This window comes from Lujinxingia litoralis (assembly GCF_003260125.1).
GTDB classification, from domain to species: domain Bacteria; phylum Myxococcota_A; class Bradymonadia; order Bradymonadales; family Bradymonadaceae; genus Lujinxingia; species Lujinxingia litoralis.
On the sequence record NZ_QHKO01000002.1, the window covers coordinates 280846 to 305120 of the forward strand.

Consider the following 24275-nt stretch of genomic DNA (forward strand, 5'->3'; position numbering starts at 1 on the left):
ACCTTCTCAGCCCTGGCCCTCCCCGACCACGCCCGCATGCTTCTGACGCACCTTCCCTCCGGCACGGGCAAGCACACGTTGGGTGAGGCCGGGGCTGTGATACGCCAGAAAGGTCGCGATCTTACCGTGACCGGTGATCACAGCCTCCCGTTTACGCGCCGCAACCGCCTCCACCATCTTGCAGGCCGCCCGGTCGGCGGGCCACATCAGCTGTGCGGGACGCCAGTCTTTCCAGTCCTCGCGCAGCTGATTTTTGTTGTCGACCCGGGCGATATCACTCTCGACAAAGCCGGGCTGCAGCAAGGTGCAGCTCACACCGCTTCCGGCGAGCTCGGCGCCCAGCGCCTGGGCCATACCCCGCACAGCGAACTTCGATGCGCAATAAGGAGCATTGCTCGGAAGCCCCAGCGTGCCGGTGACACTACCCATGATCACCGCACGCCCGCGGGTCTTGCGCAAATGCGGCAACGCGTAGCGAAGCGTCATCGCCGCGCCGATCACGTTGGTCTCAAACTGGCGACGCCACTCCGAAGCGCTCAAGTCTTCAAACCGCCCGCCGACCGAAAAGCCGGCGTTGGCAACCGCCACATCAAGCCCTCCGAAGCGCTCCACCACTGCCTCCACCGAAGCCTCGATGTCGGTGACCCGGGTCACATCGCAGCAGACCGCGAAGGCATCCACCCCGGCGGCCTCCAGCTCCTGCACAATCGCCTCCAGCCGAGGCCGGCGCCGACCGCTCACCGCAACCTTTGCGCCGCGTGAACCAAACTCGCGAGCCAACGCCGCCCCGATACCGCTGCCACCACCGGTGATCCACACCACCTTATCGCGAAAGACTTCTCTTCCCATCACGCTCTCCCTTTTGTTCGGACGCCCGACACGCTAAGACTCTGGCATTGTCGCGCCCTCGGGCATCCGCTTCGTTTGACCTTTTACGTAGACGTCCATGGTCACTGATCCTCGCCAGACCGTCAAAGCTGCCTCGGCTCGCTCCTGGAACTGGGTGAAAGATAAAACTTTCAACCCCCTTCCTTTTTACAGGCGCTCCTGGGAACTCTTACGTCAGGATCCCTGGGTATTTGCCTGGAAGATGCTGGCCGACCTTTTGGGCCGGGCAGCCAGCCTGGCGTTGATGGGCGTGCTTATCGCGATCGTGTCGCTCGATCTCCAACACTTCTCCGCGCTGGGAGGCACCTTCAACGCCTGGCTGGCCCGGCTCAGCCACGTCGCCACCAGTCCGAGCTTCCTCGCCGGGCTCACCGGCGCCATCTTCTGCGTCTCCCTCATCAGCTCGGCCATTCACGCACTGGTCACCGGCGGCATCTGGGGGCTACTCGCCGCGGGACTTCGCGACGACCCCATTGAGACGCTGCGTACCTTCTGGCGCGCCGCTCTCCTGCGCTTCCCTGACGTCTTCGCGCTCTTCTTGCTTCGATTTAGTGTGCGCCTGGTCACCTTTTGCCTGGCCCTCGCCGCCGCTGTGGCGCTGATTCGAGCCGGTCAATCCCCCGACTTCGTCGCCCTCAGTCCCCTGACCCGGGCGCTACTCATCACGCTCCCCTTGAGTTTTCTGATCAGCTGGTTCGCCCTCACCCGCCTGGTCCTGGAGGTGATTGGCGCGCCGATGTTCATTGATAACCTGGGGCTTGGCGAAGCCGTGCTCGAAGGCGCGTCCTTTGTCCTGGAAAACTTCTGGGCCATGTACCGCCTCTTCATCTACGCCCTGGGGCTCTTGCTGGTGCCGCTGGGGATGTACTGGATCGTCCTGATGATTCAGAACCTGGGACTGGCCTGGCCCGCACTTACTCCGGCGCTGGCGCTGCTGCGCTTCGCCGGGGAGCTGCTGATGTGGGCCGCCATCAGCGCCCTGGGCGTGCTCTTTTACGGCGCGGTGTTTGCGTTCTATCGCAAAGACGACGCCTCGGTTGAAGAAGAAGCCCGCTTGAGCGGTGCCCATCCCACCCTCAGCGCTTCGAACGACGGTCCTGGCCCCTTCGTCCAGGGGGTAGGCCTCAGCGGCCTGCTCCCCGACGACTCCCCCCACCGATTCCCGCTTGATGAACTCTTGCCCGAACTCACCACCTCCGATGACGCTCCTCCCTCCAAAGACACGCCAGAGCAGCCTTTACCGCCTCGGGATGAAGATTCTCCTCCGCTCCTGAGAGACGATGCGGGCGAAGAGACGCCCACCTCCTCAGATGAGAGTACTCCCGAGAATCAGTCCGACGGCGGCAGCGATCAGAAAGAAGGCCACTGATTCAACGCGCACTCACGCATCTTTCCCGAATTTTTTGGGCTCCACGGCGTCTCGCCATACACTGGCTCCTGCGCTTTCAAGGCGCGGATACGCTTTTTTTTCAAGAACTTCGCCGGCCCCCTTGGACTTTTATTACAGTCTCCTTAAAATGATTCAGGAAGACTGGAAGTCCCTCGGCCGTTAAGTTCGCGGAAAACGAGAAAGAGGTGACGTTTCAGTACCGCCCGGGCCGCTGTCCGGGCAACCCTTTCGAGCACCGAAGGAGTCGCGCCATGCTGTCGGATCAGATCATCTACGACGAACTCAAACGCCAACGCGAATCGGCCTGGCAACCGGAAGCCCTCCGACTGCCCCTTCACATCCCCCGGCACCACGACACCCCCGAAGAGCATGATGAAGAGGCCGAAGAGTCCTCCAGCGGGGTGATCATCATCGATATGAATGACGGCTACAGCATTGTCACCTGATGAATACCGGCCCCTCGTCTGACGCGACGCCATCGGCCACACGCGCAGCTTGAATGCCTTAAGAGAGCGTCTTCCGATTTCGGGAGGCGCTTTTTTGTATGCGGCACTTCCTCCTGCTGCGAACCACCGCCCCGCTTGCCCTGGTGCGTTTATGTCGCATACATAGTCAGAAGCCACACGCCACGACTCGCCAGAGAGGAAAAAGGATGGGAACGTCGCTAAGCGCCACCTGGAAAGATGTGTTTGAAGAGCGCGAACTTTCGCTAAGCGAGAGCAGCCCCCCCGAGGGGCAACCCGCGGGCCACTGGTGGCTGGGTCTTTCCACTTTTGAGCGTCATAGTTTCGTTCGCCTCCTCATATCCGACGAACACGATGGGGTCCGCGTCGTCGTGGAGCTGGCCGCAGGCCCTCCGCAAGGACGAGAATCCGAACTCGCGTTGGCCGCCCACGCCTGGCTTTCATCCCGAACCGAGCTCTCCTGGGAGCTGGTCAGCGGCGAGTTGCCCGCAATGCTTGCGGTGTCCCCGGACTCGCCAGCGCAGTTGGAAAAGGTGCTCGACGCGCTGCTTGCGTTTATCGCCCGAGCCTCCGACGTGGATCAGGCCTCACAGTGGCTGGACTTCTTGCAGGGATCAGCCCGCAGCACTCCAGACGCGCCCGAAGCCAAGTCATCCGCCGCCAACGCCGAGTCGCCCTCGCCATTTGAAGCCATCGGCCAGCCGACTTCATCCGCTGGCAGCCCTCCCTCCGACTCGGAGCATCTGGGGGTGCGCCAGGATGGGGACACGGTGACGCTGGTGCTCACATCCGAAGACGCACTCTCCCAGGAACGCACGCGCCAACTCACCAGCGCCCTGGGGCACTACCTTCACGCGCGTTACGACGTGCAGACTCGCCAGCGCGACGAGCCCTCAACCTCGCCCAATCGCCTTGTGCTTGAGGTCGACCCTGCCCCCTATCTCGGAAGTGTCGCTGAGCTTGTCGACGACCTGAAGCGCTTCTGCGAACGCATCCAAGAGTTCGCCAACGCCGGCGGAAACTTGCGCGAGTACCTGGGGCTCAATGAGGTGGTGCTCCCCTCCTCCCCCGGACCTCGTCCGGTCGCGTCCCCTCCCTCCGACATTCCGAGTTCGCCACGCCCCTCCGCGGCCACCGCCTCTTCTGGGGAGCTCTCCGGAGTGGTCCTCGATCTCAGCACCGCACCTTCCTCCGGCGCCAACAAGCTCACCCCGGGCGATTTCACCGACGCTCGCCTCCAACGCGACGACGCGAACACGCCCCTGGTCGATCTGGTCTTGCGCCACCCGGGCTACTCCGACCGCCGCATCAACCAGGTGCTCACCATCCTGCTATCCATTGAGCACTCGGCCGCCGAGCGCCTCTCCGAGAGCGCGCCCTGCGTCATCGCATGGGGCCTCGCCCGGGATCGCGCCCTCTCCTTCCAGGAGGTACTTCACTCCACCGGCGCCCGCGCACTCCTCGTCGAGCCTGGTACCTTTGGGGAAGCCTGACCTCAGACTTCGGTCGAAGCCGGGCCGGCCAGCTCCAGAAAGTTTTGCAGCAACGCGTAGCCGCCGGGACTCAGGATCGACTCGGGATGGAACTGAACGCCGTGCGTAGGATGCGTCTGATGCCGCATGCCCATCACAAAGGGGCCGGCCCAGGCATTGGCAATCAAAGGGGGCCTTATCGGAGCCTGAGCCACCAGGCTGTGATAACGCGCCATCGCCACTTCCTGAACCATCCCCTTAAAAACACCTGAACCATCATGTGAGATAAGACTGCTCATCCCGTGGCGCGGGTGCTCACTACGCACCACCTCCGCTCCAAAGACCCGGGCGATGGCCTGATGTCCCAGACACACCCCTAGAATCGGAACCACGCCCGAGAGCGCTTCGATCGCGACTTCGCTGATGCCCGCGTCACGCGGATGCCCCGGGCCCGGAGATACCACCAACGCCCGGGGGCGAGTGTTCAGCAGAGAGTTCAGGTCGATCGCATCGCTTCGCACCACCGCAGGCACTTCGCCAAGCTCTGCAAGGCGCGCGGCCAGGTTGAAGACAAAGGAGTCGCGATTGTCGAGGAGAACGATTTGACCGGGGCCGGAGATCGACCAGTCGCGCGCGTGCCGCTGCGGCCACTTCACAAACACCCCTCAAGCAGCGCTTTAAGATTAGCCACTCGCTCAAGCTCAAGCCCTCGCCCGTCGACTGAGGCGGCGCCGAGCACCCCTATCCCCGCAGACGTTAACGCAATCGCCCGGGCCCTGCGCAAATCCTCAACCGTCACTTTAGCCTCATCCAGCTCAAATCCTACCTGGCGCGCATGTCTAAGTAGCGCGCCACGGGTGACCCCCGGAAGGATGCCGCGCACCTCGGGGGTGACCCAGCCCTGGTCTAGCTGCACGAAGATATTGGCTGCGCTTGCTTCGCCCACCAGCCCGCACCTGCTGATCCCTACCCCATCATCAGCGCCTGCCTGACACGCACGTCGTCGAAGTTCCACCGACCGTATCCAGCTCGTTGTTTTATGCTCAGCAAGTCGGTCATCAGGCAGATAGAACCCCTGAAAGGTCTTCAACTGAGGGGCAGGCCGAGCGAGGTGCCCCGGTCGCCAGCGCCCGCAGACCTGGCCACTTCCCCCAAATGCGATCGAGGTATCCTGCCGGCTCACAGTCACTCGCCAGAGCCCGTCCTGGCCAGGCGGACGTCCCAGCAAGTCACAGGCCTCGTCGATGCCTCGAACGCCAAACCCTAACTCCGCAGCCGAACGACGTAGCCGCTCCCGATGTGCCTCCAGACGACGCACCTTGCCACCTTCGACACGCACCGTCTCAAAGAGGCCATCTCCGTAGAGAAAGCTGCGGTCATCCTCACGCATCACCGCTCTCCTCTCCCCCCAGTGCATGCACAAAGGGCCGAGCCTTCCAGCAGGCCTCTTGCCACTCTCCGCTTGGATCAGAGTCGGCAACCACCGCGCCGCCCGCGCCGTAGAGCGCGCGCGTCCCCAGGAGCGTCGCCGTGCGAATGAGCACGTTGCTATCGAAGCGCCCGTGGCCCGACCAGTAGAACATCGATCCTGTGTAGGGACCTCGCGGACTCGCTTCATGCTCGGCAATCCACTCCATCGCCCGGAGTTTGGGCGCTCCGGTGATGCTCCCCGCCGGAAAACACGCGGCAAACACATCCAGCGCGTCCGCCTCCGGCGCAAGTCGCCCCTCCACGGTGGAGATCAAGTGATGCACCGAAGCAAAGCTGTGCAGCCCGCAGAGCTCGCTGACCCGCACCTCCTCGGGCACGCACACCCGGGCCAGATCGTTGCGCATGAGATCCACGATCATGACGTTTTCGGCACGATCCTTCTCGCTGACCACGAGCTCCTCGGCCCAACGCGCATCCTCCTCCGGAGTCTCTCCCCGCGGACGCGTACCTTTGATCGGGCGAGTGCGCACGATGCCCTCGGCAGACACCTCCAAAAACTGCTCCGGGCTTACCGAGGCCAACGCTCCTCCCTCCCAACTCGCAAAACATCCAAAGGGGCCCGGTGCGCGCTGGCGCAGGCGCTGGTAGAGCGCCCAGCCACCAGGGCTCCAGTGCCCCTCCCAGCGTTCGCTGTAGTTCACCTCGAAGAGGTCACCGGCGAAGATCGCATCGACCGCCGCCTGCGCGCCCCGCTGATAGATCGGAGCGCCCACGTCTTCCGGCGGTACTCCGTACCCGGCGACCGCATCCCCTCCCCCGGGTGAAGTATGAAAAACGAGGGCTTTGATCTGGAGGTACAACGCCTCCACGTCTGCACTCGCTCCGACCACCCACCATTGCTGCAGGTGATGGTCGAAGAGCAGCCCCGCCCCATAAACGCCCACCCACAGCAAGGGCGCATCCAGACGCGGCAGCTCCACACGCAGGTCGTCGAGATACGCGCCGCACTCGTAAGACCAGAAGCCCGCGACACCTCCCACAAAGGGGAAATCGCCTGCGTCATCACTGACAACCGTCGTCTGAGCACTGCGCATCCATGCCAGGGGATCCGCGACGGGTCGCCCCGAAGGTTGCTCAACAAGCGCACCCGCACCAGGCTCTGCTTCAGTGAGCCAACGGGTCGGAGTGCAGAGCACCATCGACCAGCGCGAGCGCGCATCAGCCCCGGCCTGAGAATCAAAAAAAAGCACGCCCCCCGACGAGGTCTCGAGCAGGGCTCGGGTGACCTCAACGGGAGACGCGCTTAACTGCAGACGCTTACTCTTCACCACGTTCAGCGACCGCTATGCCTCAGGATAATCTCGACGCGATCGTTATTCTCGGCGTCATCGCTAAAGCGCAGCCGCTCCTGGCCGAACCCCTCGGTGCTGATGCGTTCGAGCTCCACGCCACGCTCCACCAAAAAATCCCGGACGCGATGGGCACGCAACTGCGAGGTCGCCAGGTTCTCGGTCACACCGCCGCGGCGCTGAGTGTAGCCCTCGATCTGCACGCTAAACTCGCCATACTCTTTGACCAGGCGAGCGAGCACGTCGAGCATCGCGTCGGTATTCTGGCGGAAATTGGCCTCCTGAGGCTCAAACATCCGCGCCATGACGATGCGCACGCCCTGATACTCCTCCTCGGTATAGGGACGACCGAAATTATCGCTGGCCATCTGACGAAGCACCGAGATGCGGTTTTCCGGACGCATCTTCTCGACCATCTCTTCGTGAATGGGCTTCGCCGTATTGGCCGCCTCCTCAAAGAGCTGCACCGCGAAGTTCACCTGCTGAAGAATCGTCCCGGCGGCGCCGGGCTGACTGCGCAGCAGGTCGCGGGCGTTGCTCAGCTGCGATTCGGCGCGATTGAACACCGCACGACTACGCTCGTAGGCATCCGCCTTGTACTCCAGAGCGGCTGCGCGAGCGGCCTCGGCGGCCTCGATCCTCGCGTTGACCTGCTGAAGGTCCTGAGTGCTGGTATCGGCGTTGTCGCGCTGCGCGGCATTGAAGGTGCTCTCGCGACGCGAGGCTTCAGCCTGGCGACGCGCCTCGCGCTCACGCACCGCGGTGCGAATCTCGGCATCCAGCTGCTGAATATCGCGCGCCAGCGCGTTACGCGTCTCATTGGTCGCACGCAGATCGGGGTTCACCTCTTCGATCTTTGCGTTGGCGACTTTCAGGCGTTCTGCAGCCTCGAACTGCTTCGCAATCGCCACGGCCGTGCGATAGCGAAGGGTCCCCAGCACCGCATACTCCTGAGAAAGCTCATCATTGCGCTCCTCACGAGCCTCCTCCGACACCAGACGCAACTGCCGGGCCTCCTGATGGAAGCGCGCCGCGTTGGGGATATCGCGCAAATCCTGGGCGGCCGGGTCCTGAAGCATGCGCTCTAGTTCGACCAACTCGTCGGATTTGGGGCTGGGCGAACACCCCGCCCCCAGCATCAGTGACGCCGCACCGAGTGCGACCATCGCCCCCATCTTGCTCTTGAAACTGCCTCGCATCCTTCGACTCCCGGGATCTACCTTTGGGGTGGTGTCCATCGCTCTGGTCGCGCTCACTGCTGCTGCCGCACCCTGGCAAGTTCGGCCTCCAACTCCGCCTTACGGCCCTCCAACGCACCGATTTCCGACTGCAGCTCCTCAATCTCGGCGCGAGCCTGGTGGTAGCGCTCCTCCTGCCCCTCGGCGCTGGCATCAATATTGCCGGCCTGAATCATCGCACGAACCATATCCAGCCCGTACTCCACCCGACGCATCCGCATGGTGACAGTCTCCTGCTGACCATTGGCCAGAAGCACCTCGGATTCCTGGAGCCACCCCTCGATCATCTCAATATCGCGCGTGGCAGCCTGCTTGCGGTCGGAGGCCTCGAGTTCTTCGAGTTGCGAGCGAAACTCGCCAATCTGCTGGCGGCTGCGCTCGGCGTTATTTGCAAAGCCTACCTGGGCAAACAACGTAAGCGTCAACAGTACCGCCGCCCAGAGCATCTTCTGCCCTACTGCTCTCATCTCGCTCTCCTCTTCTCCACATCGGGTCGTTCGGCTTCGAGCTTGCTCAGCCCTTATAGCGACTCGACAGCAAAAACGCCACCGCCTCCCGGGCGCTCTCATCGCAGTAGCCATAGCGCGATTTGAGGTTCTCCAGCGTTGTCTCCACCGTCGCCTTCTCCGAGCTACTCAACGCCCCGTCATCCCCCTCAAAGTAGGTGAGAAGATTCTCCTCAATGCGCTGAATCTGGCGCTGGCGCTCCTCAAAAAAGGCCTCCTGAAGGGCCTCAAAGAACATCGGAAAGATCTGCTGGTAGTCAACTTTCACGCCGGGATTGTCGATCGAGAACGCCGCAATGGAGGTGATCAACCCACGGCGAAAATCCTCGGGATCTTCCTCGTGATTGATGGTGGCTTCCATCTCGGCCATCAGCTCCTCATCGGGCTTCTCATACCGGCCGGTGATCCGGTTGTAGACCTTCTCGCCCTTGAGCCACTGACTGACATGGTCGATGTAGCGCGTGAAGAACTCCCCGTACTGCTCTTCTTCGACCAGCCCCATCGCGCTGCGAATCTCCAGATCGATGATGTCCAGATAGCGCTCCCGAACCACATCGATGAACTGATCGTGGCGGTAATAGGGCCCATCGGGCTTCATCTGCAGGAAGGGAAAAACGCTGGGATCGCGCACCAACTTCTCCATCTCCTCAAACACCGCCAGCGGCGAAAGCGTGGGATAGCGCTCGTTCTGGCTGGCGTTGAGCAGAATCATCTTCATCTCGCGCGGGCTCGCACCGTAGCGCCCCTCATAGCTCGCGCTGCCCTCGCCCTCGGCCATCAAATTCGGGACGACCGACTTCAGCTCCCGGGCGCGCTCCGGGCCGATATTGGCAGGCACGCGCCCATGCGAGTAGAGGTCAGCCTTCTCCAGCGGGCTCAACCTGCCGACAATATCGCGGATCATCGCCGGATACTGATCCGCCTGGGGACGTTTGAGCCGGGTGAGCACCGCCCAGAGCGCGGCCACAAAGGTGGTGTGCGGCGCGATACGCTTGGTGAAGTTCACGCTCGCGATCTGCTCCCGATAGATGATCTCCTCAACGGTGTAATCCAGCAGATAGGGCACCCGAACCAGCTCCACCCGCCCCTTAAACGACGAGTAATCCGGCGTCTGTTTGTAGGCGTCGAGATAGTCCTCGTTGGCGGTCGCCATCATCACCGTATCCAGATGCAGGATGCGATTCTCCAGCGAAACGGTGCCCTTCTCGCTGGTGGCCAACAGATACTTGTTAAAGTCGGGATGCCGTTTGAAGAGGTCGTCGTACTCAATGACGCCGCGATTGGCATCCACCAGATCACCGAAGGGCTCGAAGATCGTCTGATTCTGAAGGCTCGCTGGCAGCGCTGACAGACTGCGATCCACCGTGAGCTGACGCAGCCCGGCGTCGACCCGCATCTGCGGCTCCACGGTGACCGCCGCGCTGCGGTAGCGCCGGCTGACGTAAAAACGCTCCACCTGCACGTGCTTGATCACCTTGGCGAAGTCGCCCCGGTACGCGGTGAGCAACGCATCAAAGATCTGGCGGTTGGTGTGGCTTAAATCGCCACGCAAGATCGTGTCGCTCAGCGTAAAGGGCGCCGCCCGCTCATCCCCTTCATCCTCGCCATCAAGGCGCTCACGCAGCTCGTCGCTATGGTTGTCCTCGCTGGGGATGATCCACTCATCGATATACTCCTGCAAAAGCGCCTGACGCTGCTTAAGAGGAATCAGCAACAGAGGGTGGTCCTTGAGATCGCTGGAGATCTTGGCGTCGATGTCCTCCTCATCGAGAAAGGCGAAACTCTCGAGCTTGGAGGCGTCGACGGTGCGCGTCTGATACCCCCCAAATCCGATCGAGCTTCCCTGGGCGAGCTTCTCGGTGGGAAAAATCCAGTTAAACCGGTACAGCGCCCCCTCTTCGGTCGAGGAGTAGTACTCCAGAGCGCGCATCACCGTATCGACAAAGGTGCTCTTGGCGCTGCCATTGGGGCCATGGAGCAAGATCAGCTTATTGACCTTGCCTTCGCGCACGAAGTTCTCCAGCAGCTTAAAGACCTGCTCCTGGGCCCGCTCCTGGCCGACCAGACGATTTCGCCCCTGGTCAAAAGGGGTGTTGAAGAGCCCAAAATGGGTCACATCCCCCCAGAACTGTGGCTTGGTCTCCCGCCCGTAGTACCCGAAACAGTCCCGCACGTACTGGGCGCTGCTGCGGGCATGTCGGCGCGGATGCTGGGCGAAGGCCTCCATGAATTGCGGGAAGCTCATGATGCGTCGGTTGCCCTGAAAGTCCTCCTGGACCTCGGTGGCCACGCGCTCTAGCAGACTCTTGCTCTCCATCATGGTGTCCTTTGCCTCTGAGAGAAATCCATCATCCAGCCACCAGCCCCCCCCCGGCCTTAGCGACAGCGGAAGCCTCCGCCCGCTGCCGGCACTTTCAGGAGGGCTCGGCGGCGTCCTGAACCGTCACCTTAAATTGAAGCGCTTCATCACGCAGGATGTCACAGCGATCATCGTTGCACACGCTGAAGTTGCCACGAGCCTTGAGCGTGTACTCGCCAGCCGCGCTCGGGGTGAGTCGCAGCGGGATGGTCGCGCGCTCCTCGCTTAATTGCAGCGCCTGGCGATTCAGAAGTGTGGTCGCCATCGTCAAACCTTCAACCTCTTCGAACTCGATCTTCCAGGGGTACTCCAGGTTGATCTTCAGGTTGGGACCCGGCACCACGGCCAACTCCGCGGTGCTTTCCGCGCCCACCGTCAGCGGCGCTGCCGGTGCCTCGACCCGGTAGTTACCGGCGCGCTCCGCTCCCTGCCCGCTTTGCGCTCCCCCGCCCATCGCGCCGGGCTCCGGGGGCGCCGGCGCCGGCTTGCCTTCACATCCGCTGCCCAGCCCCACGCTAAGGAGCGCGACCGCGCCCAGATACATCCATCGTCGTTGCATGATGTCCTCAATCGTCGTGCGCCTCCCTTAAAAGGCGCCTGTATTATCGGTTGGCGTGCCAGGAACCGGCCCCATCTGCACATCAGACAGGTGTTACACGGCTCGCTTTGCCATCAGACTCCAGTTAAAAGCCGTCTGGAACTCGGGGTTGTTCCCATCCCCTTCCCTGTTTAGAGTCCCCGGCCCCGACCTGGCGAGCGCATTTTGCCCTCGAAATGAAGCCCCTGGTCGGCCTGTTATCTGCCCTCATAGCGAGGGGATGCAAGCCCACCCGCGCTTGCGCCCGTGACCCGAAGATACCATGCTGGCTTCGACTCGCGCTCCCACGCCCCTTGTGCACCTTTATTCGTGATGGCGACATGGCCAACGAGCAACGCCGACAAACCCGTGCGTTTATGACGCCGGCAACGCGCACGCTTCGCGAGAAGCGACTGCGCAAGCTCTTCGATAACGCGCTCTTTCAGTTCGCGGCCTTCGCGGTGTTTGTCGCCGCGATCGTCGCCACGATGAGCGGAGGGCTGGAGAGTCGCGATCGCAGCATCAACGAGGAGATGATCGGACAGGTGGCCCCGGTCACCGTGCAGGCCAGCCGCGACTTCCCCTTTACTGAACGCGACGACGTCGCCTCCGAACGCCTGCGCGATGAGGTCTCGCTGGCCGTCCCCTCGGTCTTTGACTGGCAGGAGGGCCTGGGAGACCAACTCCGCGAGCAGGTCAGCGCGGCCTTCGCGGCCATGCGGGGTGTGCTCGCCGATGACGCGCGCCAGAAGCTCGAGCGCGACGACCCCGAACGCCTGGCGCAGCTGGAGTCCGGCACCTCCACCCCGGCCCTGCTCCAGCGGCGGCTGATCGAGACGCTCTCGGCCACCGAAAGGGTCCGCGTGGCCTTCGGGGCTCGTGACGCCCATTTTGAGTCCCACCTCAAGACCCGCATCGCCGAACAGGACTTCGAGGTCCTGGCCCGCCGGGGGTTCCCCGTCGACGCCGAAAACGCCATCGCCGCGATCGTCGCCGAGGTGATGTCGCGCTGGATTGTGAGCAACCCCCGACGCATCGAGCGCGAGCGCGACAACGGCGTCTACCTGCGCCGCCTCCGTGGTGAGCAGTTCATCCTGGAGTATCACGTCACCGAACTCGACGGACGCTTCATCGGGCTCGATGCCATTTCTCGCCAGGTGGAAGACGCCGCGCGTCGCGACCTGATCGGGGTCAGCGGCGCCGAGCTGCGTCAGGCCGTCCTGACCACGGCCACCGCCCTGGTGCGGCCCAACACCACGTACAACGAATCCAAAACCCTGGAGAAACGCCGAGCCGCCCGCGAATCGGTGGCCGACCAGGTGGTGAGCGAAGAGTTTCGCCGCGGCCAGATCATCATCGACAAAGGCCACATCATCACCGAGCGTCACTACCGGATCGTCCGGGAAATGCTCGAAGGCGACGACTCCTTCCAGACCACCCAGGTGCTGACCGGCGTGGCGATCTTCAGCCTGCTCCTGCTCCTGGTCTTCTACGGTTTTGGTCGGCGCAACATCCGCAAGTTCCGCCCTCAGCCGCGGGATATCGTCTTTATGGGCACCACCCTCCTGGTGATGCTCCTCTTTACCCGCGTGGGCGTTGCTCTGAGCACGGCCCTGGCCGAGCAGCTCTCGGTGATCCCGGTGGAGGCCTGGTACTACGCCATCCCGGTGGCGGCCGGCGGGATGCTCATCCGCCTGGTGCTCGACAGCGAGCACGCGGTGATCTTCACCCTCCTCTTTGCCGTGCTGGTCGGCGTGATCGCCGACAACTCGCTCTTTTTCTCGGCCTTCACTGCGATGGGAACCCTGGTCGGCGTGACCACCGTCCAGCAGGTCAAGCACCGCATGGCCTTGATGTGGTCCGGCCTGGCCGTCGGGGTGGTCAACGCCTCGGCAATTGTGGCGTTTTTGTTGCTCCAGGGCGAACTCCTCCAGGTCTCGGCCATCGCCCACATCGCGCTGGGATTTGCCGGCGGGGTGGCCTCGGGCTTCTTCATCTCGGCGGTGCTTCCCCTCTTTGAGGCCGTGTTTGGCTACACCACCGACATCAAGCTGCTGGAGCTCGCCAACCTCAACCACCCGCTGCTCAGGGAGCTGGTCCTGCGGGCGCCGGGCTCCTACCACCACAGCATGATGGTGGGCTCGCTCTGTGAGGCGGCCGCCGAGGAGATCGGGGCCAACTCGCTGCTATGCCGGGTCGGCGCCTCCTACCACGACATCGGCAAAGCCAAAAACCCGCAGTACTTTGCCGAGAACCAGAAACTCGGCGAAAACCCCCACGACAAGCTCAAGCCCAACATGAGCGCGTTGATCATCAAGGCGCATGTCAAAGACGGCCTGGACATGGCCCGCCAGCACCGCCTGCCGGTCGAGATCCAGGACTTCATCGTTCAGCACCACGGCACCAGCCTGATCGCCTACTTCTATCACAAGGCCAAACAGGCCGAAGATCCGGACATCCCGGAGGTCGACGAGAAGGACTTCCGCTATCCCGGCCCTCGCCCCCAGACCCGCGAGACCGCCATCTGCCTGCTGGCCGACGGCGTGGAGGCGGCCAGCCGTGCGATGCCCAACCCCAGCCCCGCCCGACTCAAGGGACTGGTGCAGACGATGATCAACAAGGCATTTACCGACGGGCAGCTTGACGAATGCGACCTGACGCTGCAGGACCTCAACAAGATTGCCCGGGCGTTCACACGCATTCTCACCGGCATCTACCACCACCGCCCGGAGTACCCGGGTGGCAAGCGCGAGAATGAGAAGTCTTCGGAGAGCGCCGACGCGCGCAAGAAGGCCCGCTCCCCTCGAACCACCGAACCCAACCGCCGCGTCGAGCGCAAAAACACGCCGGCGCCGGCCGCTGAAGCCAGCTCCGAGGTCTGGGAGATCGACGACGATGCCCAACCTCCAGACGACTCCAAGGAAGACGATGCCCGTCGAGATCATGACAGCGGGAAGCGCACAGGATCATCCCCTGGCCGAGACCATTCAGGCGACGATAACTCACGCCCTCGAGACGACCTACCTCGCCTTGGGACTTCGTGATCCGGAACTCTCGGTGGTGCTCACCGACGACGACGAGATCCGCGAACTCAATCGCCAATGGCGCGGTGAAGATCACGCCACAGACGTGCTCAGCTTCCCGCTCTACGAAGCCGATGAACTCCCCGAAGACCCGCTCGCCCTGGGCGACATTGTCATCAGTCTGCCCTACGCCGAGCGCCTGGTGGCCTCGGCCGAGCATCGCCAGCGCCTGGCCGCCGCCGCCGGCATCGCCCCCGAAGCGCTGCGCTGGGAGCTGGTCGACGAGGTGACCTTCCTTTTTGTGCACGGACTCCTGCACCTGGTCGGCCACGACCACGCCGAGCCCGAAGAAGAGGCGCAGATGCGCGCCGAAGAAAGCCGCCTCTGGGAGCTGATCACCGTCCAACGCGCCGCCCCCTCCCCTGCCTGAGTCAGCCCGCTATGAAGTACCTGGACGACTACACCGACCCCTGCCCGCAATGTGCTCGTGCGCGCTACAAGATCGCCGCCCGCGGGGACGTCGCACACGCCGAGATCTGCCAGGGGTGTTTCTCGGTCTGTCCGGCCTGTCAGGGCCAGGAATACACCTACGAGATCAATGCGCAGGGCTACGAGGTCGCCCGGCAGTGTGGGGTCTGTGGGGCGCTCAAGCGGCGCATTCAAGCCTTCAACGATGCCCGGGTGCCCTACCTCCACCGCAACGCCACCCTGGAGGGCTTTCAGACCCACTACCCCCGAACCCAGGGCGCCTCCGGAGAGCCCATCGGCAACCTGCCCAAGGTGCGCTTTCGCCTCTACAACTGGGCCCGGGCCTTTGCCCCTGGCGAGCGGGGCTACCTGCTCCACGGCACCGTCGGCACCGGCAAGACCCATCTCCTGGCCGGGACCATTCGCCACCTGACCCTGGAGAAAGGCATCAACGCCCGCTTCATCGAGTTCACCCACCTGCTCAGCGCCATCAAAGAGGGCTTTGATCAGGGACGCGGCGAAACCGCCATTCTGGGCCCCCTCTCCGAGGTCCCGGTCCTGGCGATCGACGAGCTCGGCAAGGGCCGCAACACCGAGTGGCAGCTCTCGATCATCGATGAGATCATCTCCAAGCGCTACAACGCCGGGCTGACCACCCTCTTCACCACCAACTACGACGTGCGGGAGAGCGCCTCGAACACCCTGGATGTGGGCAGCCCCGACTTTCGCCGCCTGGCCACCGCCGCCACCCTCTCCGAGCGCGTGGGAGACCGGGTGTTTAGCCGACTGCATGAGATGGCCGACTTCGTTCACGTCGACGCTCCCGACTACCGCCGCGCCCGCGCCCAGGGGCGCTGACCCCGCGCGCCTCTTCCCCTCCTAAAAAACAAGGCCGGCCCCCTCGCTGAAATCGAGGGGACCGGCCTTGTTTTATTGGGCTCCCTGGCGATGAGCCCCTCTTATTCGGTCGGCAACTCCGGCCTGGCTGGCCACGGCGCGCAGATGCACCAGGAGCGCGGAAATCGCCGCCGGGGTCACCCCGATAATCCGGGAGGCCTGCCCCACGCTGCGCGGGCGAACCTGCGCGAGCTTCTCGCGCACCTCGGTCGAGAGGCCGTGCACCTCCTGGTAATCGAGATCGAGGGGCAGCTCCTGCGACTCCAGCTCACGATGGCGCGCCACCTGCTCGAGCTGGCGATCGATGTAGCCCTGGTACTTGACCTGAATCTCCAGCGCTTCGCTGGCGATCTCATCCAGGCGCGCCATCTCATCGGCCAGCCCCGGCGCCAGCTGCGCGCTCAGGCGCCGGACCATCTCCAGGCTCACCTGCGGGCGGCGCAACAGCTCTTCGAGGGTGGCGCCATTGCCCAGACTGCCGATGCCGGCCTCGTCGGCCAGGCGCTGGTTCTCGGCCGAGGCTCCCACCATCTGCTCGCGCATCCCCTTAAGCGTGGCCTCCATGGCGTTGCGCTTGGCGCTGAACTTCGCCCAGGCCGCATCGTCAAGCAGCCCCAGCTCCCGGGCGTAGCTCGAGAGGCGCAGATCGGCGTTATCCTCGCGCAGCAGCAGTCGGTACTCCGCCCGGCTGGTAAACATCCGGTAGGGCTCGTCGACCCCGCGGGTGACCAGATCGTCGATCAGCACCCCGATATAAGACTCGTCTCTCCCCAGCACAAAGGGCCCCTCGCCACGCAGCTTGCGCGAGGCGTTGATCGCCGCCATCAGCCCCTGGGCGGCCGCCTCCTCGTAGCCCGAGGTGCCGTTGATCTGCCCCGCCAAAAAGAGCCCCTCAACCGCCCGCAGCTCCAGGGTGTGGTCGAGCTGCACCGGGTTCACAAAGTCGTACTCCACCGCGTAGCCCGGGCGCACGATCTCGGCCTTCTCCAGCCCGGGAATCGTCTTCAAAAAGGCCATCTGCACATCCAGCGGCAGGCTGGTGGAGAGCCCATTGGGGTAGACCTCCACGGTGTCCAGCCCCTGAGGCTCCAGAAACACCTGATGGGAGGTTTTGTCGGCAAAGCGCACGACCTTGTCTTCCAGGCTCGGGCAGTAGCGCGGCCCCACCCCTTCGATCACCCCGGTAAAGAGTGGCGAGCGATCGATGGCCTGCTCGATCACCCGATGGGTCTCGGCGTTGGTGTGAGTGATGTAGCAGTCGACCTGCTCCATCATCTCGGGCTCGTGGTAAAAGCTGAAGCGGCGAGGAACCCGATCGCCGGGCTGCGTCTCAAGGGAAGCCCAGTCGATGGTGCGGCTGTCCAGGCGCGGGCAGGTGCCCGTTTTAAGCCGGCCCATCTCCAGATTGAGATGCCCCAGCGTTTCACTCAAGCCGTAGGCGGCCTGATCGCCGGCGCGCCCGGCTTTGAAGTTATCGAGTCCCACGTGGCACAGGCCCTTGAGGAAGGTCCCGGTGGTCACGATGACCGCGTCGGCCTCGTAGAGCACGTTGAGCTTGGAGATCACCCCGGTCACCCGCGGGCGTCCTCCCTCGTCGACCACCTGCAGGTCTTCCACGCTGCCCTGCTTGATGTCGAGGTTCTCGGTGTTCATCAACTTCCACTGCATATGACGGCGGTAGGCCCCCATATCGCACTGGGCCCGACTGGAGCGCACCGCCGGCCCCTTGCTGGTGTTGAGGCGCTTGTAGTGAATCGCCGACGCGTCGGCGATCTCCCCCATCACCCCGCCGAGCGCGTCGATCTCACGCGCCAGGTGGCCCTTGGCGACCCCACCGATGGCCGGGTTGCAGCTCATATGGCCGATGGTGTCCACGTTCATGGTGATCAGCAACGTGGCGTGTCCGCGGCGCGCCAGCGCGCTGGCCGCCTCGCTTCCGGCGTGACCGCCACCAATGACAATCGCGTCGTATCGTTTGGGATTTTTTAACATCGGGTGCTCTCTATCAGATCGGGTTCAGGGCCGCCGACCGCAGGGATTCGCGCGAACCAACGGGCCAACCTATAGGGAATCGCTGGCATTTCTACAAGCACACCGCTTCCCTGCTACCTCGCCTTGCTCGACTCCGCCAACGCCACCCCATGCGTGAAAGGGCCTGACCTCCGCTTCTCACCACCCGAGAACGCCAACTCGGCCCCCTGACCTGCGCTTCTCACCACCCGAGAACGCCAACTCAGCCCCCTGACCTCTGGTTCTCGCCACCCAGATCGCCAACTCAGCCCCCTTACCTCTGGTTCTCACCACCCGAGATCGCCAACTCGGCCCCCCTGACCTCTGGTTCTCGCCACCCAGATCGCCAACTCAGCCCCCTGACCTCGGGTTCTCACCACCCGAGAACGCCAACTCAGCCCCCTGACCTCTGGTACTCACCACCAAGATCGCCAACTCGGCCCCCTGACCTCTGGTACTCGCCACCCAGATCGCCAACTCGGCCCCCTGACCTCTGGTACTCGCCACCCAGATCGCCAACTCAGCCCCCTGACCTCTGGTACTCGCCACCCAGATCGCCAACTCAGCCCCCTACGCGGATGGCTCATAGAGAGAGTAGCGCGACCTGAGCGCGGTAGTCCCGACGCTCCGTGCGAAAATAACGGGAACGTTGGACAAAAAACCCCGTGCTGACTTAGCTTGCCGCCAGACACGAAGTGCGCCTTTGAAGTGAGCCGAGTCATGGATCTGCAACTCCACCTGCTAAACCCCCAACAACGTCAGGCCGTCGAGCATATCGGCGGCCCCCTGCTCATCCTGGCCGGTGCCGGCAGCGGCAAGACCCGGGTGATCATCCACCGCATCGGGTACCTCTTGCAGCAGGGCATTGCCCCGGGCCACATCCTGGCGGTGAGCTTCACCAACAAGGCCGCCCAGGAGATGCAGGAGCGCGTCTCCCACCTGGTGGGCCCGGGCGCCCGGGAGATCTACCTCTCGACCTTTCACAGCCTGGGCGCCGACATCCTGCGCCAGGACATCGACGTCATCGGCTACAAAAAACCCTTCTCCATCCTCGACCAGGGCGACCAGCTAGCCGTGGTCAAAGACGCGATGACCGAGCTGCAGCTCGACCCGAAGATGGTCGACCCGCGCAACGTGCTCGCGCTGATCAGCCGGGCGAAGATGGCGTTTAGCGACCCGGAGGAGGTCGAAGAGCTGCGCACCAACCCGCTTTTGCCCTTCGCGCAGCGCATCTTCCACCGCTACCAGAGCGCGCTTAGGGGCTTAAACGCGGTGGACTTCGATGATCTGATCTGCCTGCCGGTCCGGGTCTTCCAGGCCGATGAGGCCACCCGGCTCAAGTGGTCGGAGCGCTTTCGCTTTGTGATGGTCGATGAGTACCAGGACACCAACCACACCCAGCTCCTCTTTCTCGATGAGCTGGTCCGCGACCACCAGAACATCGTGGTGGTGGGCGACGACGACCAGTCGATCTACGGGTTTCGCGGGGCGGTGGCCGAGAACATTCTGGAGTTCGAGCACCAGTTCAATAAGTGCCGGGTCATCAAGCTCGAGCAGAACTACCGCTCCACCAACACGATCCTCAAAGCGGCCAACGAGCTCATCGCCAACAACTCGGTGCGCAAAGAAAAGGCGCTGTGGAGCGCCAACGGCGATGGGGAGCCCATCCTCTACGTGGAATGCGCCAATGAGCGGGAGGAGGCCGAGTACGTGGCCGCCGAGATCGAGCGCCTCAAGCTCAACTTAGGGCTAGAGTACGACGACTTCGCCATCCTCTACCGCGTCAACCCCCAGGCCCGCCTCTTTGAAGAGGCCCTGCGCGCCTACCGCATCCCCTACACCCTGGTGGGCGGCACCGAGTTCTTCGATCGCAAAGAGGTCAAAGACTTTCTGGGCTACCTCAAGGCCTCGCTCAACCCCAACGACGAGATCAGCCTGCGGCGCATCGTCAACGTCCCGCCGCGGGGCATCGGCCCCACCCTCCTGGAGCGCATCAGCGATCTGGCCCACGACCAGGAATGGAGCTTCTCGGAGACTCTGGAGAAGGTCGCCGCCGAGCCCGACCTGGTGCACGGCATCGGCCCGACCAGCGCCTCCCACCTCAGCGAGCTGGTGCAGATGCTCAAGAGCTACCGCGCCCGCTTTCGCGAGGCCGAGCGCCAGGGCGACTCCCTCACCGAGGTGGGCCGCGCGTTTTTAAAGCGCACCAAACTCATCGAGCACCTGCGCAACATCGAGAAAAACCCCAAGATCGCCCGGCGCCGGGTCGATAACGTCGAAGACCTGCTCAGCTCCATCGCCACCTTTGAAGAGCGCGAGGGAGGCACGCTGGAGGGCTACCTCAACCGCATCTCGCTGGATCGGACCTACGACAATGGCGACGAAGACGCCGCCCGCGGGGTCAAAATGATGACCCTGCACTCCTCCAAGGGCCTGGAGTTTAAGGTCGTGTTCTTTGTGGGCATCGAAGAGGGCTACATGCCCCACGAACGCAGCAAGGAATCGGAGGACGGCATCGCCGAGGAGCGGCGCCTGGCCTACGTCGGGCTCACCCGCGCCAAAGAGGTGCTCTACCTGACCTCGGCCGCCGAGCGCACCCGCTTCGGCCAGAAAGAGGAGCGTGAGCCCAGCCGCTTCCTCGACGAGATCCCGCTCAAACTGCTGCGCACCATCCGGGCCGGGGGCAGCCGCTCGCTGACGGAGAAGCGCGACGAGCAGAATCTGCGCTACCTGGCCGCGCTAAAATCGGCCATTTTTGAAAGCGATTGAGCCCGAGTGTTTTGAGGCTCTGCCTTTTATGACACCCTGGCATTCGTTAGGGTGCTGGCGCACCAGACACCGCAAAATAGCTCATAACCGATCGATCCTGAGTTCGATGATGGTTTCGCGGACCACGGAGTTCGCCCCTGGAGGAAGACATGCTCGATAGATACGCCCCACTCATCCTGGCTGCCGCGCTGGCGCTGCCGCTTAGCGCCTGTCAGGACGCTCAAACTCGTCCCGACGCCGCCTCCTCCACCGCCCAGGCCACGCCCCCCTCCACCGACGCGCCGGAGGACTCCCCGGGCAGCAAAGGGGCTCCGGAAACCATGCACATGCGGCTCCAGACGCTGTTTAGTGGGTTTGAGTACGTCCCCACCGCCGCCGATCTTCACGCGGTCGGCAAAGCGGAGGAGGTCGTGCCGGTGCTCCTCGAACTCTATGGCTCGCCAAAGGTCTCTCTGCAGCAGCAGCACCATGCGCTGCGCGCCTTACAGTTCTTTGCCGACCACCCCGACGTCGCCCCCACCTACGAAGCGGTCTACCGCGACGAGAAAACCTCCGACCAGGCGCGCCGCCTGGTGGTTCGCGCCTACGGCCGGGCCTACGGCGAAGAGGGCCTGGAGCTGCTGAACGACGCGCTGGGGCATCCGGAGTACCATACGCGGGCCTCGGCCATCGCCGCGCTCCAGGACATCGGCACGCCGGCGGCCATCGACCTGTTGCGGGCCCGGGTGGGGGATGAGCCGGAGGCCGAGCTGCGCGAAGAGATGAAGCGGGTCATGGACCGCGCTGAACAGAATGAGGCCACCCGATGAGAAGCTCCTCCCTGAACCTCTTGAAGCTGGCGATGGTCGGCGCCCTCCTCACAAGCGCGCTGCCGGCCTGCGTCCCCACCTCCTCGCCATCGCAAGAGCCGCTGATCGTCATCGAAGAAGATACCGGTCCTGTGGACGACTCCGGCGACCCGACCCCGGATACGGGTACTCCCGACACCGGTACCGACACCGGCGAGGACCCCACGCTCCTGTGCACCAACACCTGTCAGTTCGCCAACGATGGCGAATGCGATGATGGCGGCCCCGGCGCTCAGTACGGAGACTGCGACCTGGGCACCGACTGCACCGACTGTGGCGCGCGCGCCGCGGATCCCGAACCGGAGCCCGAGCCCGACCCCGAGCCCATCTGCACTAACACCTGTCAGCACGCCAACGATGGGGAGTGCGACGACGGCGGCCCCGGCGCCAGCTACAACGTGTGCACCTACGGCACCGACTGTGGTGACTGTGGCGAGCGCGAGGGGCTGCGCAACTGCAACGCCAACGCCGACTGCGCTGAAGGGCTCCTGTGCAATGCCACCGGGCAATGCGTCAGCAGCCAGGGAGGCTCCTCGATCGAATTTGTGACCCTGACCGACTTTCAGGCCAGCGCCCAAGACGTCTGGGACAGCTCTTTTGCCGTCACCGGTGATGTGCGCTCGGTCTCACTCATCGTCGAGCTGGCCTCGCCCGATGCCACGGCGTACATCTGGACGGTCGCTACCCCGCAGGGGACGCTGCTCTACGATATCGAGCGCTCCGACCAATCGCTGATGCACCTCTCTCCCGTCACCTACGGCGGCCAGATGGGGCTGCTGATGCCCAACTCGCCACAGTACGCCCTGAATCCGGGGACCTACACCGTGCGTTTCTGGGCGGAAGACCCGACCCAGGTCCGCGTGCACGCGATGATCAAGCGCGGTCCGAGCTCCCCTCAGGGGGGCAGCCTCCCGGTGACCTTCTGGTTCGCCGAACAGAACATCCTCTCGGCGGCCACCGCCCAGAGCGATGAGGACTTTCAGTACGCGCTCAACATCATGCGCCAGATCTACGCCAATATCGGCATCGCGCTCGGCCCCATCTTCTACCGCGATGTCGGGGGGACGCTGGGTCGCCAGCTCGCCGCCCCGCAGGACGACGAGGTACTCTGCCGCGGGATGCGTCAGGTGGCCACCGCCGGCAACCTCCCGGGAATCAACCTCTTGATGTTCGACGATGCGCCCGGCATGACCATCCTGGGCCTCTCCTGCGGACTCCCCGGCGCGCCGAGCCGCCCGGGCGTCGTGCGCTCCGGTGCGACCGCTGCCCTGGCCTACCTGCGCTCCGACCCCGACGTGTTTGCCGAGACCATTGCCCATGAGGCCGGCCACTACCTGGGGCTCTTTCACACCACCGAGCGGACCGGCACCGACCACGATCCCCTCGACGACACCCCGGAGTGCCCGCTCTCCCGCGACACCAACGGTGACAGGCTCGTTTCGGCCGATGAATGCGTCAACGACGGCGCGACCAACACCATGTTCTGGACCTCGTTTGGCTGGGGCGAACAACATCAGCGCACGCTCACTCCTCATCAGCGTTTCGTGCTGATGAACAACGCGATGGTCGAGACCTACTGAGCCGATACCACGTTCGAGTTATACCCAGAGACGCCCGAGCCCGCTTCAGGCCCCGGGCGTCTTTGTTTCTACGTGTTGGCGCTTGACATCCCACCGCCTCGCTCCCACAGTTCGCAACGCGCGATGCCGCGCCCCCGGGCCTGGCCCCTCGCAGATTGTACATGTTGGACCGGCGCTCTGCCGGGGGGCAGTTTGGACGCGCCCCCCCTACTTTTCCCCGGATCACTGTATGTACGACACCGCCCTGCCTCCCCTGAAACAATTTGCGTTTCTTCCCGACTTCCCCGAGCACCTGGCTGAGCTCGAAGAGATGGCCGAAGCCGAGGACTGGGAGTACCGCTTTACGGACAGCGATTTCCCGCGCCCGATCCTTTACTCCTACATCATTCACACCTTCAATCGGGTCGAAGAAGAAGGCAAAATCGTCACCACCGACGACCAGACCGGGGCGTGCTTTGATACCGGCCTGGTGACCGAACACCAGGAGCCGATCTACGCCATTTTTGGCGACAACAAGATCCCCGACCGGCAGCCCTGGTACTTTCAGGGCTTTGTCCGCAAGGGTGATACGCGGATGAACCGCTTTCCCACGCTCCCCGACATCGCCACGTACTTCGAAGACCCCACCGAGGTCATCTTCGATCCGCGTCTGGAGCTGCGAAAGAACACCGAGCATATCATCGCCGAGAACCGCGAGCGCCTGCCCGAAGAGTTCGATGGCATGGGGGATTTTCAGCTGCAGACGCTGCTGACCGGCGGCTTTGAAAACGCCCTGGCGCGGGTGCGACGCAACTACCGCATCGCCGTACCTCAGTACCATCGCGGCCGCATCCAGTTGCTCTTGCCCCTCTGCCTGCGCAAGCCCTCGGAGGCCGACCTGGCCGCGGTCGTCGAGCATCGCGAAGGCTACTACCGCGTGGCCACCTGCCTGACCCTGGATCAGGCCTACTCCAACGCGCGCCTCATCGGGCGCCTGGACGATAACTGGCTGCGCACCTGAGTCAGC

General features: G+C 63.7%; 19 protein-coding genes. 10 read left to right on the forward strand and 9 right to left on the reverse strand.

Going from position 1 to position 24275, the window contains the following annotated elements; genetic code table 11:
• Positions 1–6: 6 nt before the first annotated feature.
• Entirely contained in the window at positions 7–849 is an 843-nt protein-coding gene (locus tag DL240_RS05870; protein ID WP_111728943.1) for an SDR family NAD(P)-dependent oxidoreductase, read from the reverse strand.
• Between the two features lie 97 nt (positions 850–946).
• Between DL240_RS05870 and DL240_RS05875 the strand changes: the two genes are divergently transcribed.
• The 3 genes from DL240_RS05875 (at position 947) to DL240_RS05885 (ending at position 4235) form a co-directional block, all read left to right on the forward strand.
• Entirely contained in the window at positions 947–2257 is a 1311-nt protein-coding gene (locus DL240_RS05875; protein WP_111728944.1) for a hypothetical protein, read from the forward strand.
• 272 nt (positions 2258–2529) lie between these two features.
• Positions 2530–2724, forward strand: a complete 195-nt coding sequence (locus DL240_RS05880; RefSeq protein WP_111728945.1) for a hypothetical protein — start codon at positions 2530–2532, stop codon at positions 2722–2724.
• A 206-nt stretch (positions 2725–2930) separates the two neighbouring features.
• Positions 2931–4235, forward strand: a complete 1305-nt coding sequence (locus tag DL240_RS05885; RefSeq protein ID WP_111728946.1) for a hypothetical protein — start codon at positions 2931–2933, stop codon at positions 4233–4235.
• Positions 4236–4237: 2 nt separating this feature from the next.
• Here DL240_RS05885 and DL240_RS05890 read toward each other — a convergent pair whose 3' ends face one another.
• The 7 genes from DL240_RS05890 to DL240_RS05920 all read right to left on the reverse strand — a co-directional run bounded on the left by DL240_RS05890 (position 4238) and on the right by DL240_RS05920 (position 11656).
• Positions 4238–4870, reverse strand: a complete 633-nt coding sequence (locus DL240_RS05890) for an anthranilate synthase component II (protein WP_199589753.1) — start codon at positions 4868–4870, stop codon at positions 4238–4240.
• Positions 4867–5604, reverse strand: coding sequence for an aminotransferase class IV (locus tag DL240_RS05895; RefSeq protein ID WP_158542379.1), 738 nt, complete (start codon positions 5602–5604; stop codon positions 4867–4869). Before DL240_RS05895 ends, DL240_RS05890 begins: the two co-directional genes overlap by 4 nt.
• The gene (locus DL240_RS05900) at positions 5597–6844 is read right to left on the reverse strand and encodes an anthranilate synthase component I family protein (RefSeq protein ID WP_488253865.1); all 1248 of its coding nucleotides are present in this window, start codon (positions 6842–6844) and stop codon (positions 5597–5599) included. Before DL240_RS05900 ends, DL240_RS05895 begins: the two co-directional genes overlap by 8 nt.
• Before the next feature lie 134 nt (positions 6845–6978).
• Complete coding sequence (locus DL240_RS05905) at positions 6979–8193, reverse strand: OmpA family protein (protein ID WP_158542380.1); 1215 nt, start codon at positions 8191–8193, stop codon at positions 6979–6981.
• 53 nt (positions 8194–8246) lie between these two features.
• Positions 8247–8699, reverse strand: coding sequence for a hypothetical protein (locus DL240_RS05910; protein ID WP_146618131.1), 453 nt, complete (start codon positions 8697–8699; stop codon positions 8247–8249).
• A gap of 46 nt (positions 8700–8745) precedes the next feature.
• Positions 8746–11055, reverse strand: coding sequence for a PrkA family serine protein kinase (locus tag DL240_RS05915; protein ID WP_158542381.1), 2310 nt, complete (start codon positions 11053–11055; stop codon positions 8746–8748).
• A 97-nt stretch (positions 11056–11152) separates the two neighbouring features.
• Positions 11153–11656, reverse strand: coding sequence for a hypothetical protein (locus DL240_RS05920; protein WP_146618132.1), 504 nt, complete (start codon positions 11654–11656; stop codon positions 11153–11155).
• Between the two features lie 359 nt (positions 11657–12015).
• On the opposite strand from DL240_RS05920, the gene DL240_RS05925 reads away from it, so the two are divergent.
• From DL240_RS05925 to DL240_RS05935, 3 genes are read left to right on the forward strand one after another with little or no spacing between them, the layout of a single operon-like run.
• Entirely contained in the window at positions 12016–14718 is a 2703-nt protein-coding gene (locus DL240_RS05925) for an HD family phosphohydrolase (protein WP_158542382.1), read from the forward strand.
• The gene (gene ybeY, locus DL240_RS05930) at positions 14705–15127 is read left to right on the forward strand and encodes an rRNA maturation RNase YbeY (protein WP_233497046.1); all 423 of its coding nucleotides are present in this window, start codon (positions 14705–14707) and stop codon (positions 15125–15127) included. The genes DL240_RS05925 and ybeY overlap by 14 nt, the downstream gene beginning before the upstream one ends.
• A gap of 11 nt (positions 15128–15138) precedes the next feature.
• Positions 15139–16023: an ATP-binding protein gene (locus DL240_RS05935; RefSeq protein ID WP_111728954.1), complete on the forward strand. Its 885-nt coding sequence runs from the start codon at positions 15139–15141 to the stop codon at positions 16021–16023.
• A gap of 72 nt (positions 16024–16095) precedes the next feature.
• Here DL240_RS05935 and mnmG read toward each other — a convergent pair whose 3' ends face one another.
• The gene (gene mnmG / locus DL240_RS05940; RefSeq protein WP_111728955.1) at positions 16096–18054 is read right to left on the reverse strand and encodes a tRNA uridine-5-carboxymethylaminomethyl(34) synthesis enzyme MnmG; all 1959 of its coding nucleotides are present in this window, start codon (positions 18052–18054) and stop codon (positions 16096–16098) included.
• 738 nt (positions 18055–18792) lie between these two features.
• Between mnmG and DL240_RS05950 the strand changes: the two genes are divergently transcribed.
• From DL240_RS05950 to DL240_RS05965, 4 genes are all read left to right on the forward strand, one after another.
• On the forward strand, positions 18793–20841 hold the full coding sequence (locus tag DL240_RS05950; protein WP_111728957.1) for an ATP-dependent helicase: 2049 nt from the start codon (positions 18793–18795) through the stop codon (positions 20839–20841).
• Positions 20842–20990: 149 nt separating this feature from the next.
• Positions 20991–21650, forward strand: a complete 660-nt coding sequence (locus DL240_RS05955) for a HEAT repeat domain-containing protein (RefSeq protein WP_111728958.1) — start codon at positions 20991–20993, stop codon at positions 21648–21650.
• Complete coding sequence (locus DL240_RS05960; protein WP_111728959.1) at positions 21647–23269, forward strand: hypothetical protein; 1623 nt, start codon at positions 21647–21649, stop codon at positions 23267–23269. Before DL240_RS05955 ends, DL240_RS05960 begins: the two co-directional genes overlap by 4 nt.
• Positions 23270–23498: 229 nt before the next feature.
• On the forward strand, positions 23499–24269 hold the full coding sequence (locus DL240_RS05965; RefSeq protein ID WP_111728960.1) for a DUF3825 domain-containing protein: 771 nt from the start codon (positions 23499–23501) through the stop codon (positions 24267–24269).
• The last annotated feature ends 6 nt before the right edge of the window (positions 24270–24275 follow it).

Bases quoted from the DNA above. Each gene is read 5' to 3' on its own strand.
- mnmG (WP_111728955.1), bottom strand. From the start codon at position 18,054: ATGTTAAAAAATCCCAAACGATACGACGCGATTGTCATTGGTGGCGGT.
- DL240_RS05935 (WP_111728954.1), top strand. From the start codon at position 15,139: ATGAAGTACCTGGACGACTACACCGACCCCTGCCCGCAATGTGCTCGT.
- DL240_RS05915 (WP_158542381.1), bottom strand. From the start codon at position 11,055: ATGGAGAGCAAGAGTCTGCTAGAGCGCGTGGCCACCGAGGTCCAGGAG.
- DL240_RS05885 (WP_111728946.1), top strand. From the start codon at position 2,931: ATGGGAACGTCGCTAAGCGCCACCTGGAAAGATGTGTTTGAAGAGCGC.
- DL240_RS05905 (WP_158542380.1), bottom strand. From the start codon at position 8,193: ATGCGAGGCAGTTTCAAGAGCAAGATGGGGGCGATGGTCGCACTCGGT.
- DL240_RS05910 (WP_146618131.1), bottom strand. From the start codon at position 8,699: ATGAGAGCAGTAGGGCAGAAGATGCTCTGGGCGGCGGTACTGTTGACG.
- DL240_RS05950 (WP_111728957.1), top strand. From the start codon at position 18,793: ATGGATCTGCAACTCCACCTGCTAAACCCCCAACAACGTCAGGCCGTC.
- DL240_RS05920 (WP_146618132.1), bottom strand. From the start codon at position 11,656: ATGCAACGACGATGGATGTATCTGGGCGCGGTCGCGCTCCTTAGCGTG.
- DL240_RS05960 (WP_111728959.1), top strand. From the start codon at position 21,647: ATGAGAAGCTCCTCCCTGAACCTCTTGAAGCTGGCGATGGTCGGCGCC.
- DL240_RS05965 (WP_111728960.1), top strand. From the start codon at position 23,499: ATGTACGACACCGCCCTGCCTCCCCTGAAACAATTTGCGTTTCTTCCC.
- DL240_RS05925 (WP_158542382.1), top strand. From the start codon at position 12,016: ATGGCCAACGAGCAACGCCGACAAACCCGTGCGTTTATGACGCCGGCA.
- DL240_RS05895 (WP_158542379.1), bottom strand. From the start codon at position 5,604: ATGCGTGAGGATGACCGCAGCTTTCTCTACGGAGATGGCCTCTTTGAG.
- DL240_RS05900 (WP_488253865.1), bottom strand. From the start codon at position 6,844: ATGGTGCTCTGCACTCCGACCCGTTGGCTCACTGAAGCAGAGCCTGGT.
- DL240_RS05875 (WP_111728944.1), top strand. From the start codon at position 947: ATGGTCACTGATCCTCGCCAGACCGTCAAAGCTGCCTCGGCTCGCTCC.
- DL240_RS05870 (WP_111728943.1), bottom strand. From the start codon at position 849: ATGGGAAGAGAAGTCTTTCGCGATAAGGTGGTGTGGATCACCGGTGGT.
- DL240_RS05880 (WP_111728945.1), top strand. From the start codon at position 2,530: ATGCTGTCGGATCAGATCATCTACGACGAACTCAAACGCCAACGCGAA.
- DL240_RS05955 (WP_111728958.1), top strand. From the start codon at position 20,991: ATGCTCGATAGATACGCCCCACTCATCCTGGCTGCCGCGCTGGCGCTG.